Annotated in this window: 15 protein-coding genes and 1 tRNA gene; 6 read left to right on the top strand and 10 right to left on the bottom strand. The window is 71.7% G+C overall.

What is annotated here, in order from left to right; all coding sequences use genetic code 11:
- Nucleotides 1-30 precede the first annotated feature (30 nt).
- From ABD663_RS04140 to idi, 7 genes are read right to left on the bottom strand one after another with little or no spacing between them, the layout of a single operon-like run.
- Nucleotides 31-921 carry a prenyltransferase gene (locus tag ABD663_RS04140; protein WP_344736600.1) on the bottom strand — a complete coding sequence of 297 codons (891 nt, stop codon included), beginning with the start codon at nt 919-921 and terminating at the stop codon, nt 31-33.
- Nucleotides 918-1,226 (bottom strand): lycopene cyclase domain-containing protein, encoded by a 309-nt coding sequence (locus ABD663_RS04135; protein WP_344736599.1) that lies wholly within the window; start codon nt 1,224-1,226, stop codon nt 918-920. The genes ABD663_RS04140 and ABD663_RS04135 overlap by 4 nt, the downstream gene beginning before the upstream one ends.
- On the bottom strand, nt 1,223-1,564 hold the full coding sequence (locus ABD663_RS04130) for a lycopene cyclase domain-containing protein (protein ID WP_344736598.1): 342 nt from the start codon (nt 1,562-1,564) through the stop codon (nt 1,223-1,225). The genes ABD663_RS04135 and ABD663_RS04130 overlap by 4 nt, the downstream gene beginning before the upstream one ends.
- 1 nt (nt 1,565) lies before the next feature.
- Nucleotides 1,566-3,122: a phytoene desaturase family protein gene (gene crtI, locus ABD663_RS04125; RefSeq protein ID WP_344736597.1), complete on the bottom strand. Its 1,557-nt coding sequence runs from the start codon at nt 3,120-3,122 to the stop codon at nt 1,566-1,568.
- Nucleotides 3,119-3,994, bottom strand: a complete 876-nt coding sequence (locus ABD663_RS04120; RefSeq protein ID WP_344736596.1) for a phytoene/squalene synthase family protein — start codon at nt 3,992-3,994, stop codon at nt 3,119-3,121. The genes crtI and ABD663_RS04120 overlap by 4 nt, the downstream gene beginning before the upstream one ends.
- Nucleotides 3,991-5,040 carry a polyprenyl synthetase family protein gene (locus ABD663_RS04115; RefSeq protein WP_344736595.1) on the bottom strand — a complete coding sequence of 350 codons (1,050 nt, stop codon included), beginning with the start codon at nt 5,038-5,040 and terminating at the stop codon, nt 3,991-3,993. Before ABD663_RS04115 ends, ABD663_RS04120 begins: the two co-directional genes overlap by 4 nt.
- Nucleotides 5,037-5,588 carry an isopentenyl-diphosphate Delta-isomerase gene (gene idi, locus ABD663_RS04110; protein ID WP_344736594.1) on the bottom strand — a complete coding sequence of 184 codons (552 nt, stop codon included), beginning with the start codon at nt 5,586-5,588 and terminating at the stop codon, nt 5,037-5,039. The genes ABD663_RS04115 and idi overlap by 4 nt, the downstream gene beginning before the upstream one ends.
- 75 nt (nt 5,589-5,663) lie before the next feature.
- Here idi and ABD663_RS04105 point away from each other — a divergent pair, with 75 nt between their 5' ends.
- Entirely contained in the window at nt 5,664-6,152 is a 489-nt protein-coding gene (locus ABD663_RS04105; RefSeq protein WP_344736593.1) for a MarR family winged helix-turn-helix transcriptional regulator, read from the top strand.
- 52 nt (nt 6,153-6,204) lie between these two features.
- Here ABD663_RS04105 and ABD663_RS04100 read toward each other — a convergent pair.
- Nucleotides 6,205-6,278: transfer RNA gene (locus tag ABD663_RS04100), tRNA-Met, on the bottom strand.
- A 92-nt stretch (nt 6,279-6,370) separates the two neighbouring features.
- Between ABD663_RS04100 and ABD663_RS04095 the strand changes: the two genes are divergently transcribed.
- Nucleotides 6,371-6,877 (top strand): DUF6328 family protein, encoded by a 507-nt coding sequence (locus ABD663_RS04095; RefSeq protein ID WP_344736592.1) that lies wholly within the window; start codon nt 6,371-6,373, stop codon nt 6,875-6,877.
- Nucleotides 6,874-7,683: a carbon-nitrogen hydrolase family protein gene (locus ABD663_RS04090; RefSeq protein ID WP_344736591.1), complete on the top strand. Its 810-nt coding sequence runs from the start codon at nt 6,874-6,876 to the stop codon at nt 7,681-7,683. The genes ABD663_RS04095 and ABD663_RS04090 overlap by 4 nt, the downstream gene beginning before the upstream one ends.
- A gap of 1 nt (nt 7,684) precedes the next feature.
- On the opposite strand, the gene ABD663_RS04085 is transcribed toward ABD663_RS04090, so the two are convergent.
- A complete protein-coding gene (locus ABD663_RS04085) occupies nt 7,685-8,884 on the bottom strand; it encodes an aminotransferase class I/II-fold pyridoxal phosphate-dependent enzyme (protein WP_344736590.1) in 1,200 nt (399 codons plus the stop codon).
- Nucleotides 8,885-9,000: 116 nt separating this feature from the next.
- On the opposite strand from ABD663_RS04085, the gene ABD663_RS04080 reads away from it, so the two are divergent.
- Genes ABD663_RS04080 through ABD663_RS04070 form a run of 3 tightly spaced genes read left to right on the top strand, consistent with a single transcriptional unit; the run spans nt 9,001 to nt 13,242 of the window.
- On the top strand, nt 9,001-10,479 hold the full coding sequence (locus ABD663_RS04080; protein WP_344736589.1) for a S1C family serine protease: 1,479 nt from the start codon (nt 9,001-9,003) through the stop codon (nt 10,477-10,479).
- Nucleotides 10,480-10,525: 46 nt separating this feature from the next.
- On the top strand, nt 10,526-11,797 hold the full coding sequence (locus ABD663_RS04075) for a CDP-glycerol glycerophosphotransferase family protein (protein ID WP_344736588.1): 1,272 nt from the start codon (nt 10,526-10,528) through the stop codon (nt 11,795-11,797).
- Nucleotides 11,794-13,242, top strand: coding sequence for a CDP-glycerol glycerophosphotransferase family protein (locus ABD663_RS04070; protein ID WP_344736587.1), 1,449 nt, complete (start codon nt 11,794-11,796; stop codon nt 13,240-13,242). The genes ABD663_RS04075 and ABD663_RS04070 overlap by 4 nt, the downstream gene beginning before the upstream one ends.
- 4 nt (nt 13,243-13,246) lie before the next feature.
- Here ABD663_RS04070 and ABD663_RS04065 read toward each other — a convergent pair whose 3' ends face one another.
- The gene (locus ABD663_RS04065) at nt 13,247-14,341 is read right to left on the bottom strand and encodes a glycosyltransferase (RefSeq protein WP_486341540.1); all 1,095 of its coding nucleotides are present in this window, start codon (nt 14,339-14,341) and stop codon (nt 13,247-13,249) included.
- Nucleotides 14,342-14,379 lie beyond the last annotated feature (38 nt).

Raw genomic sequence — 14,379 nt, 5'->3', positions numbered from 1 at the left:
AGGTGATCGCCGCCCTCCTCGGGGCGGCGGTCACGCCGTCAGCATCCACCACCAGATGAGCAGCAGGGTCACAAGGAACCCCGCGAGCTGATTGATCCAGAGGAACCGGCGCCATCCGGTCGTCGCGGTGGTGGCCGTCTCGTCGGTGATGCTGCGATACGGCCATACGGCGATGAGGTACGGCACGGCGACGAGGGCGCCGAGCGGGCCGGGCCAGGCCGTGGCGAGCATCACGAGGCCCGCGGCCGCATAGCAGACGAGCGCGAATCGCACGGTCCACCGGGCGCCCCGGGCTGTGGCGATCGACGAAATGCCGGCTTCGCGGTCGGCGATCACGTCCTGCACGGCTCCGAACGCGTGCGAGGCGACGCCCCACAGTGCGAACGCGATGATGACCGCGGCCAGCTGCCATGTCCACACTGCGCCCCCGAGCACCAGGCCGTAGACGGCGGGGGAGAAGAAGTGGATGCTGCTGGTCACCGAGTCGGCGAACGGCCGCTCCTTGAGCCGGAGCGGCGGGGCGCTGTAGAAGACGACGAAGAACACGCTGAGGGCCAGGACGAGCCACGACCAGGGCGACCCGACGACGGCGAGGTAGAGGAGGAAGGGCAGACACGACAGCGTGGCCGCCCACAGGGTGATCGCGTGCATGCGCCGATCGAGCACCGCGCCGTGCGCTCCGCCCTTGCGGGGGTTGCGCAGATCGGACTCGTAGTCGAACACGTCGTTGACGCCGTACATCGCCAGGTTGTACGGCACGAGGAAGAACAGGGTGCCGATCACGAGCGTCGCATCGATCTCGCGCGTCGTGAGCAGGTAGGCCGCGGCGAAGGGATAGGCGGTGTTGATCCAGCTCACCGGACGCGACGCGATCAGCAGCTGGCGCACGACCTCGCGGGTGCGCAGCGGCGTGGCGTTCACGAGCGGTCCCCGCGGGGTTCGAGCAGCGTTCTGAGGGCCGGCACGGCGAACGCGGCGCACACCGCGTACGAGAAGTCCTCGATCGGCGCGAGGCCGATCCGGATGCCGCTGAGGTGCTCGTCCGGGTAGGTGAACAGGTCGGCGGCGATCATGAGGTTGTCGAAGACGGCGGTGAGCACCACCAGCACGCCCGCGGTGATTCCCGAGGCGGCCATGCGTCGGCCGAAGCGCGGGTGCGACAGCGTGGCGAGCACGAGCAATGCCGTCGCCACGGCGAACGGCAGGACGATCAGCGCGTACGTCACGAGCGGCCCCGTGCCGCAGCATCCGGGCGTGCCTCCCGAAGCCGCATCGCACCCGACCAGCACACGAGCGCGAGGTAGCACAGGAACGCGAGGAAGAACGGCTCTTCGAGCGGCAGGTGCGGGGCGAGGTCGATTCCGAGAAGCAGGGGGCTGCCGCCCTTGACGAACACGCCCGCCGCGATGCCGACGGCGTCCCACACCAGGAAGAACGCCGTGCCGAGGCCGACGGCCGCCAGCGTGCGCCCGGGGGCCGCCCACGCGGCCAGGCGCCAGCGGGCATCGAGCGCGGCGACACCGGCGGCCGAGATCAGGATCGCGACGAGGTACAGTCCCGGCACGTCAGACCGCCGCCGGTTCCGGGAGCGGTCCGGTCGTGCGGTCGCCGCGAACGCGCTTGAGCACCAGCTCGGCTGAGATCAGGCACATCGGAAGCCCGATGCCGGGCAGTGCCGACGCGCCGGCGTACGCGAGGTCGCGCACGCGCTTGGAGGCGTTGCGTGGACGGAACAGAGCGCTCTGGCGCAGTGTGTGCGCCAGGCCCAGCGCGTTGCCGCGCCAGGCGTGCAGGTCGGCGGCGAAGTCTCCAGGCGCGATCGTCCGGCGCACGCGTACGCGGTCGGCGAGGTCGGGGATGCCCGCCCATGATGCGATCTGGGCGATCGCGGCGTCGGCCGCCTTCTCGACGCGCGGGTCGCCGTCACCCCCGACGCCGCCGCGTCCGACGGCGGGATCGGCAGGGATGGGAACCAGCACGAAGAGATTCTCGCATCCCGGCGGCGCGACTGTCGGATCTGTGGCGCTGGGACGGCACACGTAGAGCGATGCGGGGTCGGGGATCGACGAGGGCTCGCCGAAGATGGCGTCGAAGTTCGCGCGCCAGTCGGACGTGAACAGCAGCGTGTGGTGGGCCAGCTGCGGCAGCTCGCCCTCGACGCCCAGCAGCACGAGGAGGGCGCCGGGGCTCGGGGTGCGCGAGTCCCACCACGATTGCGGGTAGGTCTGCTCGTCCGTGCCCAGCAGCGCCGTCTCGGTGTGGTGCAGATCCGCCGTCGAGACGACGAGGTCGGCTTCGAGGGAGGACCCGTCGCGCAGCCGTGCGCCGACGGCCCGCCCGTCGCGGGTGAGGATGCGGGTCACCTCGGCTCCCGTCCGGATGTCGACGCCGCGCTGTCGGGCCAGACGTTCGATCGCCCGGATGACCTCGACCAAGCCGCCGCGCGGGTAGAGCACGCCCTCGTCGAGATCGAGATGGCTCATGAGGTGGTAGAGGCTGGGCATCGCGTACGGCGATCCGCCGAGGAAGACGGCCGGGTAGCCGAGGATCTGGCGCAGCCGGGGGTCGCGGAAGCTGCGCTCCACGCGCGACGCGAGCGTCTGCGTCAGCAGTCGGGTCAGCTGCGGTGCGCGGCGCAGCAGCGCCGGGTCGCGCAGACCTGCCGTGGTCTCGTACGTGTCGTAGAGGAAGCGACCCACGGCCAGGCGGTACGCATCGCCCGCCGAGTCGAGATAGGCGTCCAGCGCGGCGCCGGCGCCGGGCTCGACGGACTCGAAGAGCGCGGTGGCCTCCGCGCGACCGGAGTGCACATCGAGGGGCGCGAGACCGGTGCCGGGATCGCTGATCACGCGGTACGCGGGGTCGAGCCGCACGAGATCCAGCGCGGCGTGCGCTGTCGTGCCCAGCAACCGGAAGAAGTGATCGAAGACCTCGGGCATGAGGTACCAGCTGGGCCCGGTGTCGAAGCGGAACCCCTCGCTCTGCCACGAGCCGGCGCGCCCGCCGAGCTCGTCGCGCGCTTCGAGCAGCTGCACACGCCATCCGTCGTCGGCGAGCAGCGCGGCGGTCGCGAGTCCTGCGATCCCGCCGCCGACCACCACGGCGGTGCGCCCGCCGGTCATGCCCGCACGCCCCGGGGTGCACGGCCGGCCAGGGCCCGCGCGGCGAGCAGAGCCTTGACGCCATCGGGCACGCGCACCCGCACGTCGTCGGCGGGGTCCGCGCGCAATCGTCGTGCGAGCTCGTGGAACAGGTCGTGGGCGGCGGTCACGGCCCGGCGGCAGTCGGCGGGCAGCTGGGGGATGACGGCGGCTGCGGCGGCGAGGTCGGCGTCGATGCCGTCGAGCACATCGGCGCGGGTGGACCGTCCCGTGCGCAGACCCAGGTAGTCGCGGCCGAGTGCGGCGTCGTCGTGGGCGCGGTCGCGCAGGAAGTTGACGTCCTGGAAGGCGGCGCCCAGGCGCCGGGCGCCGTCGACGAGGCCCGGGTCGGGCGCGGTGGGTGCCGATCCGCCCGCGTTGACGAACACCTGCAGGCACATCAGTCCCACCACCTCCGCCGATCCGTAGACGTACATGTCGTGCGAGGCGGCGTCGTGCTCGGTGGCCTCGAGGTCGGTTCGCATCGAAGCGAAGAACGGGCCGATCAGCTCGTCGCCGATGCCGCACTCCCGCGCGGTGCCGGCGAACGCATGCACGATCAGGTTGGTGCTGTAGCGGCGGTGGATGGCGGCGTGAACCTCGGTCTCGAGGTCGTCGAGCAGCTCTCTGGCCGCCTCGACGTCCATCCCGGCCTCGACGGCGGGGCCGTCGACGATCTCGTCGGCGATGCGCACGAGCGCATAGACGTTCTTCACGTCCGCGCGCACCCGCCGGCCCAGCATCCGGCACGCGAGTGCGAACGAGGTCGAGTAGCGGGCGATCACCGCTGCGGCGGCGTCACGCGCCACGCGGTCGTAGAGGTCGAGGCCGGTGGCCTCGGAGTCGTCGGTCACGGAATGCGCTCCTCGATCCGGTCGGCGAGCTGTCTCAGCAGCGCTCCCGCCTCGGTCGGCAGGCGCTTCGCATCGTCGCGCACACGCGCCAGCGTCGTCTCCGCCAGCACGGTCAGCTCGACGCGCGCCCCGCTGTCCTCGATCGCGCGCTGCGCATCGGCGACGGCGAGTGGGCCGGTGTGCGCCAGGGCGATCGCGTCGTCCACGCGCGCGCGGTGCGCGGTCTCACGGGCCATCGCCACGAGCGGCGTGCGCTTGGCCTCGCGCAGATCGCCGCCGACCTCGCGGCCGGCCTGTTCGGCCGTGCCGAATGCTCCGATCAGGTCGTCGACGAGCTGGAAGGCGAGCCCGAGCCGTCCGCCCGCGTGCGCCAGCAGCTCCCGTTGCGCGGCGTCGGCGCCCGCCAGCAGCGCGCCCGCGCACAGCGGCGCGCGGAAGGAGTACACCGCCGTCTTGTTGAAGGCGGTCCCGAGAGCGTCGTCGGTGTCCGCCGAGACCGCGGCCACCGCGTTCTCGACGTCCGATAGCTCGCCGGCGGCCGACACGTAGACGGCGTCGTCGAGCAGATCGTAGACGTCGCGCCGCACGGTTCCCGGCAGGTCGGTGAGCGCGACCAGGCGCGCAGCCTCGTGCAGCAGCAGGTCGCCGGCGAGGATGGCCGCCGCATCGCCGAGCGTCGCCGCGCCCGCCGCATCCGCACCGCGCCCGCGCCCGCGGACGCGAAACTCACCGCCGATGTTCGGGATGCCGCGACGCACGACATCGTGATCGATCACATCGTCGTGCACCACGAACGCCGTGTGGAGCAGTTCGAAGGCGACTGCGACGTCGACGGCCGCCGGTCGTCGGGCGGGAGCTCCGTCGTAGGCGTCGAAGGCCGCGAGCACCAGGGCCGGCCGAAGCCGCTTGCCACCTGCGGCCGCACGCGCCGTCGCGTCGCCGAGTGCCGCGAACGGCTCGGACATCGCGCCGGCGCGGTCGCGCACGCGCGCGAGCTCCCGGTCGATCGCCTGGTCGACCTCGGCGCGCAGCGGGGGGTCGATCATGATGCGCGGCTCTCGAGGTCGCGCCCGCCGAAGAGGGGGAGCTGTCGGGCCTGCAGGACGAGCCACGGGCTGAAGGCCCACGGCGTCGCGGTGAGCGAGGTTGCGAGTTCTTCGGGGTCGACCCAGCGGGCGTCGTGCACCTCGAGCGGGTTGAGGGTGGGCTCGTCGTCGGTGCGCGCGATGTACACCGGGCACACCTCGTGCTCGACGATGCCGTTCGCGTCGGTCGCGCGGTAGCGGAACAGCGGCAGCACCAGTTCGATATCGCGCAGCGTGAGGCCCAGTTCGTACTCGCCGCGGCGGCCGACGGCGTGCAGCAGGGCCTCGGCCGGACGGGGGTGGCCGCAGAACGAGTTGGTCCACACTCCGGGCCACGTGCGCTTCTCGAGTGCGCGGCGGGTGACCAGCACCTGCCCCTCGGCGTTCATGACGTGGCACGAGAAGGCCAGGTGCAGCGCGGTGTCGGTGCCGTGGACGCTGCTCTTGGGGGCGGTGCCGATCGCGCGACCCTCGTCGTCGAGGAGGACCACCTGCTCGATGTCGGTCATTTCGCCTCCCAATTCACTAGTTTATCTAGCGATATTCGTTGCTCGATGATACAAGGGGAGGGAGGGGGTGTCCACATGACGCAGCCGTGGGTTCCGCGCACCGCCCATGAGGAGACCATCATGGACGTGCTCGTGGCCGTCCGCGCGTTCTCCGACTCGATGGATCGGATGAACGGCGGGATGAAAGGCGACATGGACATGAATGTCACCGACCTGGCCGCGCTGCGCATGCTCATCATGCGCGAGCAGCGGGGGACGCCGGTGAGTCCTCACGATATCGCCGCACACCTGCGCATCACCACCGCCTCGACGACCAAGCTCGTCGATCGGCTGGTGGCGTCGGGGCACGTCGAGCGGCATCCGCACCCGACGGACCGCCGGTCGCGCGTGCTCCGACTCACGGATGCCTCCCGCCGGGAGTTCTACCGTCACTTCGGCGAGCGGCTGATGGCGATGCGGGCGGTCGCCGAGCGGTACGACGATGAGCAGCTGCGGGTCGTGATGCGCTTCCTCGGCGACATCTCGGGTGCGATGGACCCGGAATCGGCGGCGGAGAAGACCTGATCACCTGCCCGAAAAGGGGGAAGGCGCCCCGGTGAGGGACGCCTTCCATCTGTTGCGGGGGCAGGATTTGAACCTACGACCTCTGGGTTATGAGCCCAGCGAGCTACCGAGCTGCTCCACCCCGCGGCACAAGAGAAAAGCTTAGCACGGCTTCGAAGTGGCGGGCGACACGCGGTCGATCCTTGTCTGCACCGCGTCGCCAGGGCGAGGATGAGCGCATGAGTCGCGACGACACCACCGCCGTCGACCGCGCCGACGGTCGCGACGAGAGCGAGGACGAACGGGCGGACCGCAACTGGAACGAGGCGCTGCAGGAATTGCGTGTGCTGCAGACCGGCACGCAGATCCTCACCGGCTTCCTGCTGGCGCTCGCGTTCCAGCCGGCCTTCGACGACCTCACCGACGGGCAGCGGTCGCTCTATCTGGTCCTCGTGGTGCTGGCCGCACTCAGCACCATCATCGCCCTCGCGCCCGTGGCGCTGCATCGCGCGCTGTTCCAGCAGAAGGCCAAGCCCAACGTCGTCTCGTACGGGCACGCCGCGCTCGTGACGGCACTGGTCACCGTCGCGGCCCTCGTGCTCGGCGTGGTCGCCTTCGTCTTCGACGTCGTGCTCGGCATCGACGCGGCGTGGATCATCCTGGCCTGTCTGAGCTCGGTGCTTCTGGCACTGTGGGTGGTGGCCCCGGTGGTGATCCGGCATCGCTTCGGGAATCGGAGATCATGAACCCCTCGCAGACGCTCGCGCTCGCGGTGGCCCAGTTCGCGCCGACGGCCGACGCCGCAGCCAACCTCGAGACCATCGCGGACATGACCGCAGCCGCGGTGTCGCGCGGTGCCCGCGTCATCGTCTTCCCCGAGTACTCGAGCTACTTCGTCGACCCGTTCGACGAGTCGCTGGCGCAGAACGCGCAGGACCTCGACGGCCCGTTCACGAGAGCGCTCACCGCCCTGGCGGGCGAGCACGACGTGCACATCGTGGCGGGTCTGCTCGAACGCGGTGAGGCGGGTCGTGTCCGCAACACCGCGGTCGCCGTCCACAGCGAAGGCGTGGTCGCGCTGTACCGCAAGCTTCACCTCTACGACGCGTTCGGTCAACGCGAATCGGACTGGGTGCAGCCCGGCGAACTCGCCGCGGCCCAGACATTCGACGTCGGCGGGCTGCGGTTCGGGCTCATGACCTGCTACGACCTGCGCTTTCCCGAAGTGGGGCGGATGCTCGCCGATGCCGGTGCCGAGGTCTTCCTCATCCCGGCGGAGTGGGTGCGCGGGCCGTTGAAAGAGCACCACTGGCGCACGTTGGTGCACGCACGTGCGATCGAGAACACCGTGTTCGTCGCCGCCGCCGACCATCCGCCGCCCCTCGGCGTGGGTGCTTCGATGATCGTGGATCCGCAGGGTGTCGAGCTGGCCGGCGTGGGCACGGCCACCGACGTCGCGGTCGCGCACCTCGATCTCGACACGGTGGATCGCGTCCGCCGTGTGAATCCGGCGTTGCTGCTGCGCCGCTACACCGTGGTCGCGCGCACCTGAGTCAGCGCAGCGCCGCGAGGCGAGCGGATGCCTCGGCGAGCACCTCGACGCGCTTGCACGCGGCGAACCTCACCAGCGTCGCATACTCGGCACGGCGCTCCCGCGTGACGAAGGCCGTCAGCGGGATGGCGACGACGCCCGCCCGGGCCGGCAGTTCACGGCAGAACGCCGCCGCGTCGGACGCGCCGAGCGCAGCGGCATCCGCGACCGTGAAGTAGGTGCCCGCGGGCACCGACACGTCGAAACCGGCGGCGGCGAGGCCCGCGCCCAGCAGATCCCGCTTGGAGCGGAGCCCGGCGGCGATGCCGCTGAAGAACGAGTCGGGCAGCCCGAGTCCGGCGGCGATCGCGGGCTGCAGCGGGGCGCCGTTGACGTATGTCAGGAACTGCTTGACGGCGAGGACGGCGTCGACCAGGTCGGCGGGAGCGGTCAGCCAGCCGATCTTCCATCCCGTCGTCGAGAACGTCTTCCCTCCGGACGAGATCGAGACCGTCCGCTCGAATGCTCCGGGCAGCGTGGCGATCGGCACATGCGAGCGGTCGAAGACGAGGTGCTCGTACACCTCGTCGGTCACGATGACGGCGTCGTGTCGCTCGGCCAGCGCGACGATCTCGCCACGCGCGTGCCTCGAGAACACCGCTCCCGTCGGATTGTGCGGGTCGTTCACGAGGATCACCCGCGTGCGATCCGTCACGGCATCCCGCAGACGGTCGAGATCGGGCTGGAAGTCCGGCCAATGCAGGGGGACGGGTACCAGGCGGGCGCCCGACAGGGCCACCAGCGCCGCATAGGCGTCGTAGTACGGCTCGAACACGACGACCTCGTCGTCGGGACCCGACACGAGCGCCAGCAGCGTCGCGGCGATCGCTTCGGTCGCCCCCGCCGTCACGAGCACTTCGCGCGCCGGATCGGGGTCGAGGCCGTAGAACCGGGACTGGTGGGCGGCGATCGCGTCGAGGAGCACCGCGTTCCCGCGTCCCGGCGGATACTGGTTCACCCCGGCGGCGATCGCCTCTGCGGCGGCGGCGAGCACCTCGGGGGGACCGTCTTCGTCGGGAAAGCCCTGGCCCAGGTTGATGGCGCCCGTTCGCGCCGCCAGTGCCGACATCTCCGCGAAGATGGTGGGGCGGATCCGTCCGTCGTCGCCGACGAGCCCCGCGCCCGCAGCGGTGCGGTGCCAGGCACCCGGAATGTCTCGCATCGTGCACAGGCTACTCGCCCGGCTCTTCGGGTTCGCATAGGCATGTCCCATCCGCGGCATAAGGAACGCACAGGAACCGGCGGCAGGTTGGATACTGCTTTCACGAAGGAGCAGCGATGACCGACACCCAGGGCGAGCGCCCCGACACCCCCACCCCGCACAGCGACGCCGAGCAGGTCGCCGCTGCGCCGACCGTTCCTCCCGTTCCGCCGGTCCCGTCGCAGCCCGCAGGCGGATGGCAGCAGCCGGCGGCCACGCCGCGGTATCAGCCGCCGCAGGGGTACCCCACCCCGTCGTCGACGGAGACCGGTCCGACCTCGCCGATCGCCCCCCTCGGCGCGGCCCCGGCAACCGGCACGATCCCGACGGCCGCGGTGACCGCTCCGCCGCGCCCCCGGGGCAAGGTCGGCGCGGGCAAAGTCGCCGGCATCCTCGTCGCGGCCGCCCTCGTCGGCGGCGCGGCGGGCCTCGGCGGGGCCTACGCCGGCACCGCCCTCTTCGCTCCCGAGGGCACCCTGCCGGCGGCGGGTCCCTCGGCGGTCACGGTCAACGACTCCGGCTCGGTCAACCAGACCACGGCGATCGCGGCGAAGGTCGTGCCGAGCGTGGTCACGATCCAGGCGTCCGGCTCGACGGGATCGGGCACCGGCTCGGGCGTCGTGCTCACCGAGGACGGCTACGTGGTCACCAACACCCACGTGGTGACCCTGGACGGCGCAAGTGGCGACGCGACCATCCGCGTGACCACGTCGGACGGCGACGTCTACGACGCCTCGATCGTCGGCACCGACCCCACCTACGACCTCGCGGTGATCAAGCTCGAGGGCGCAGAGGGCATGACACCGATCGAGTTCGCCTCGTCCTCGCAGCTCAACGTGGGTGACCAGACGGTCGCCATCGGAGCACCACTCGGTCTGTCGAACACCGTCACGACCGGAATCGTGAGCGCGCTGAACCGCTCGATCGAGATCGCCTCCTCGGCGGTGCCCGACACCGGAGACGAAGAGGACCAGAGCCCGCAGGAGCAGCAGCAGGACAGTCCGTTCTTCTTCGACTTCGGTCAGGGGCAGGGACAGGCGCAGGCCTCCGAGACCATCAAGATCGCGGTCATCCAGACCGACGCGGCCATCAACCCCGGCAACTCGGGCGGCGCGCTGGTCGACGACGAGGGTCGGCTCATCGGCATCAACGTCGCGATCGCCTCGGCCGGTGGGTCGTCCGGTGCGGCCGGTTCGATCGGCGTCGGGTTCTCGATCCCGTCCGACATCGTCCAGCGCATCACCGACGACCTCATCGCCGACGGCGCGGCCACCCACGGGCTGCTCGGCGCGAGCGTGCAGTCCGCCGAGTACGTCGAGGGCTCCACGATGACCGGCGCCTACATCGCCGAGGTCGTCGAGGGGGGCGCAGCCGCCGCGGGCGGACTCCAGGTCGGCGACATCGTCACCGGCTTCAACGGCGTTCCGATCACCGACTCGGTCGACCTGACCGCGCAGGTCCGTGCCGCCGCGGCCGGCAGCGACGCCACCGTCACGTTCGTCCGCGACGGCGAGACCCGCACGATCGATGTCGTGCTCGGAGACCTCGGCCAGTAGCGGCCGCCACGGCGGAGGACGCCATCTCGCGGGATAGGCTCGCGGGATGGCGTCCTTCTCGTTCGACGCGGGCAATGCGGCCAAGCTGGCCGCGCTCCCGCTCTACGCGATCGGACGCCTCGTCACGCTCCTCGTGCCGCGGGGCGACGAATGGGTGTTCGGCAGCGCGGCGGGAATCGGCGACGGCGCGCTCGCACTGTGGCCCGTCGCGGTCGCCGACGGCCGTCGCTGCGTCTGGCTGATCGGCTCGGCCCGCGAGGCGGCCGAAGCGGCGGCGCGCGGGATCCCGACCCTGCCGCGGCGCTCGCTGCGCGGATTCTGGCGCACGGCGCGTGCCGCCGTGGTGGTCGTGACCCACGGCTTCGGCGACGTCAACCGCTTCGCGGTGTCGGGCGCGTTCGTGGTGCAGCTGTGGCACGGCATCCCGCTCAAGCGCATCGGCCTGGACTCGCCCGTGACGTCCCAGCCCCCCGCACTGCTCGGCCGCGGTGTTCTCGCACGGGCGGCGTCGCAGCTGGTGCGTCTGCTCTACCGCGCAGCCGCGCGGCGCATCCGCGTGCTGCCCGCAGCATCCGACCTCGTGCGCGGCAGGCTCGAATCGGCGTTCGCGCTGCCCGATGACCGCGTTCCGGTCACCGGCGAGCCGCGCGTCGACGTGCTCTCGCGCGGTCGGCCCGCCGATCGCCGGTCGATCGCGCGTGCCGCGATCGCGCAGGCGGCCGGTTCGTTCGACGCGCGCACGCGCGTGGTGCTGTACGCCCCGACGTGGCGAGACGGCCAACCCGACCCCGCGATCCCGGATGCCGACGAGTGGGACGCCATCGCGGATGTGCTGCGCCGGCACGACGCGGTCCTGCTGGTGCGATCGCATCCGCTCGGGTCGGGCGCGTACGCGCCGCCCGCGCCGACCGAGCGCGTGCGGATGCTGGGAAGCGAGGTCGTCACCGATGTGACGCCGTTGCTCAGCGGGGTGGATGTGCTGGTCACGGACTACTCGTCGCTCGTCTTCGACAGCGCCCTGGTGCCCGTGCCGGTGGTCTTCCTCGCGCCCGACGTCGCCCGCTACGCGCGTACGCGCGGCTTCTACGGCACCTATCCCGAGGTCGCCGGCGACGGGTGGGCGACGACGTGGGCCGAGGCTGCCACGCAGCTCGACGCCGTGCTCGGCGACGACGCCGAGGCATCCCGCCGTCGTGCCCGCGCCGAAGCGCTGAGCGAGCGCGTGCATGCCCACCGCGACGGCGGCAACAGCATCAGGGTGTACCGTGCGATCCTGGCGGGTCTGCGCACGGGTGCCGCGGGAAGAGGACGACGATGATCGACGCCCGTCTCGATTCGGACCATGGCGGCGAGCTCGTCCTCTGCGGCACCGGGCCTCGGCCGACCTCGGCCGAGCTGATCGGACCGCGGGCGCGCGTGTCGGGTCGGCTGACCGGGCGCGGCAGGACGTGGAAGGCGGTGCTGCCGCTGCACGCGTCGCGGTGGTCGGGACCCGACCTGCCGTTGCCGGTCGGCGACTACGCGATCGCGGTGACCGGCGCCGATGGCGATGCGATCGAGGTCGACCTCGCGCTCGAGCTCGTCCAGCTCGGTCCGATCCGCGCGTCCGCGGTCGGCGCCACGCTGACGGTCGGCCCGCCCATCGATCCCGCCTACGACTCCGGCGAGGGCCAGGCGGCGCTCGAGCGACGGTACGCCACGCGCGCGACGGGCCTCGAGAACGCGGTCTTCTTCGAGAGCTTCTACGGTCGCAACGCCAGCTGCAATCCCCTGGCGATCGACCGCGAACTGGCCCGCCGCGCGCCCGACGTCGTGCGCTACTGGAGCGTGACCGACCTGTCGGTCCGCGTGCCCGACGGTGCCGTGGCGGTCGTCGACGGCAGTCCGGAGTGGTGGCGTGCGCGCGGCTCGGCACGGCTGCTTGTCATCAACGACTGGATGCGGCGGCGGTTCTCGCGTCGCCCCGACCAGGTCGTGCTGCAGACGTGGCACGGCACGCCGCTCAAGCGGCTCGCCCTTCATCGGCCGGGGTTCGACCCGCGACGCATGGCCGCGGTGGTCAAGGAGTCGCGGCGCTGGAACGTGCTGCTGGCGCAGAACCCGTACGCCGCGCGCATCCTCGCCAAGGCGTACGCGTTCCTCACCCGCCCGGTGTGGGTCGAGGGCTACCCGCGCAATGACGTTCTCGTGACCGGTGACGGCGCGTCGGCGCGCGCAGCGCTCGGCATCGCCGCCGGTGAGCGCGTCGTGCTGTATGCGCCGACATGGCGCGACGACCGCGAGCAGATCGTGGACTTCGTCGACCCCGCCGCGCTCGCCGCGCAGGTCGACGCCGTCGTGCTCGTGCGCGGGCACTCGCGCACCCTGGTGCCCGGGCGCGACGCCGAAGGCCCCCGGGTCATCGACGTGACCGGCTATCCCGACACGGCCGAACTGCTGCTGGCGGCCGACGCGCTGGTCACCGACTACTCGTCGGTCATGTTCGACTTCTCGGTCACCGGCAAGCCGATGTTCTTCCTCGTGCCCGACCTCGAGCACTACCGAGGTGAGCTGCGCGGCTTCTACTTCGACCTCGCCGCCCACGCGCCGGGGCCGCTGGTGCGCACCATGGACGAGCTCGTCACGGCGTTGACCGGCACCGACCCGGCCGACCACGCCGAGCGGTACGCGGCGTGGCGGGCGCGGTTCAACGCCCGCGACGACGGGCACGCGGCCGAGCGGATCGTCACGCGCATCCTCGATCAGGGCTTCGTCGAACGCTGATCGGTCACGGCAGCGGCGTGTTGCGATCACGCAACCGCGAGGTGTCGACCGTGTCGTGCGCGCCGCGCACCACTCCGACCACGAAGCCCGACCCCCACGCCAGATGCATGGTCGGCAGCACCGCGGCGGTCCACAGCCGGTCGCGCCAGCCCGTGCCGCCGCCGCGGCCGAGGGCCGTCGCGACGACGAGCACGACGTAGGCGATCAGCGGCAGGTAGACGACGGATGCCGCGAGGCCCCAGCCGCCCGCGGCGATGCCCGTCAGCTGCAGCACGCCGACGATCACGGCGGCGGCGATCGCGAGCACGAGCAGCGGCGGCGCGAAGAACCTCAGGGAGTTGCCGCGTCCGTACCTGCGCACGAGCTCGCCTCGCCAGCGTCCCGTGGCGAAGAACTGCCGCGCCAGGCGCGGCCAGCTCTCGCGCGGCCAATAGGTCACCGAGAGGGAGGGATCGAACCAGACCCGGTAACCGGCGCGCCGGATCCGCAGGTTGAGCTCCCAGTCCTCTCCGCGTCGGACGGTCTCGTCGAACAGGCCCACCTCGTCGAGCACGGCCCGGCGCATCACGCCCAGGTATGCGGACTCGGCCTCGCCCTCGCGCGTGCCGCCGTGGTACGCGCCGCCGCCCAGCCCCATGGGGGAGTTGTAGGCGCGCGCGACCGCCCGCTGGAACGGCGATCGTCCGTCGGCACGCATCACGCCGCCCACGTTCGCGGCTCCGACGCGGTCGAGCGTCTCCATCGCGCGGCGGGTGTAGGCGGGCTCGAGCTCGGAGTGCGCGTCGACGCGCACGATCGTGGGGTGCGAACCGGCGCGGATCGCGATGTTCAGCCCCACCGGGATGTGGGCGGCCGGGTTGCGCACCAGGACGATGCGGTCATCAGCCGCGGCGAGCTCGGCGGCGAGTTCGTCAGTGCCGTCGGTCGACGGCGCGAGGGCGAGAACGAGCTCGCTCGGCACATCGAGCTCCTGCGCCAGCACGGATTCCACGGCGCGGCGCAGGTAATCCCGTTCGTTGAGCACGGGCATCACGAACGTCACACCCGCGCCGGGCGGCACGCGCGGCGCGGCTCGGGGACTGCGCTGCTCGTCGTGCACGCGTCGATCATGTCACGACCCCGTCGGTAGTCTGGGGA

The organism is Microbacterium awajiense (assembly GCF_039536545.1).
Lineage (GTDB): Bacteria > Actinomycetota > Actinomycetes > Actinomycetales > Microbacteriaceae > Microbacterium > Microbacterium awajiense.
The sequence above is the reverse complement of the archived record's forward strand: the minus strand, read 5'-3'. Positions and strand labels throughout refer to the sequence as shown.

Coding starts and splice junctions, on each gene's coding strand:
- ABD663_RS04070 (WP_344736587.1), top strand. CDS start 11,794: ATGATCGACGCCCGTCTCGATTCGGACCATGGCGGCGAGCTCGTCCTC.
- ABD663_RS04115 (WP_344736595.1), bottom strand. CDS start 5,040: ATGATCGACCCCCCGCTGCGCGCCGAGGTCGACCAGGCGATCGACCGG.
- ABD663_RS04085 (WP_344736590.1), bottom strand. CDS start 8,884: ATGCGAGACATTCCGGGTGCCTGGCACCGCACCGCTGCGGGCGCGGGG.
- ABD663_RS04075 (WP_344736588.1), top strand. CDS start 10,526: ATGGCGTCCTTCTCGTTCGACGCGGGCAATGCGGCCAAGCTGGCCGCG.
- idi (WP_344736594.1), bottom strand. CDS start 5,588: ATGACCGACATCGAGCAGGTGGTCCTCCTCGACGACGAGGGTCGCGCG.
- ABD663_RS04080 (WP_344736589.1), top strand. CDS start 9,001: ATGACCGACACCCAGGGCGAGCGCCCCGACACCCCCACCCCGCACAGC.
- ABD663_RS04105 (WP_344736593.1), top strand. CDS start 5,664: ATGACGCAGCCGTGGGTTCCGCGCACCGCCCATGAGGAGACCATCATG.
- crtI (WP_344736597.1), bottom strand. CDS start 3,122: ATGACCGGCGGGCGCACCGCCGTGGTGGTCGGCGGCGGGATCGCAGGA.
- ABD663_RS04090 (WP_344736591.1), top strand. CDS start 6,874: ATGAACCCCTCGCAGACGCTCGCGCTCGCGGTGGCCCAGTTCGCGCCG.
- ABD663_RS04095 (WP_344736592.1), top strand. CDS start 6,371: ATGAGTCGCGACGACACCACCGCCGTCGACCGCGCCGACGGTCGCGAC.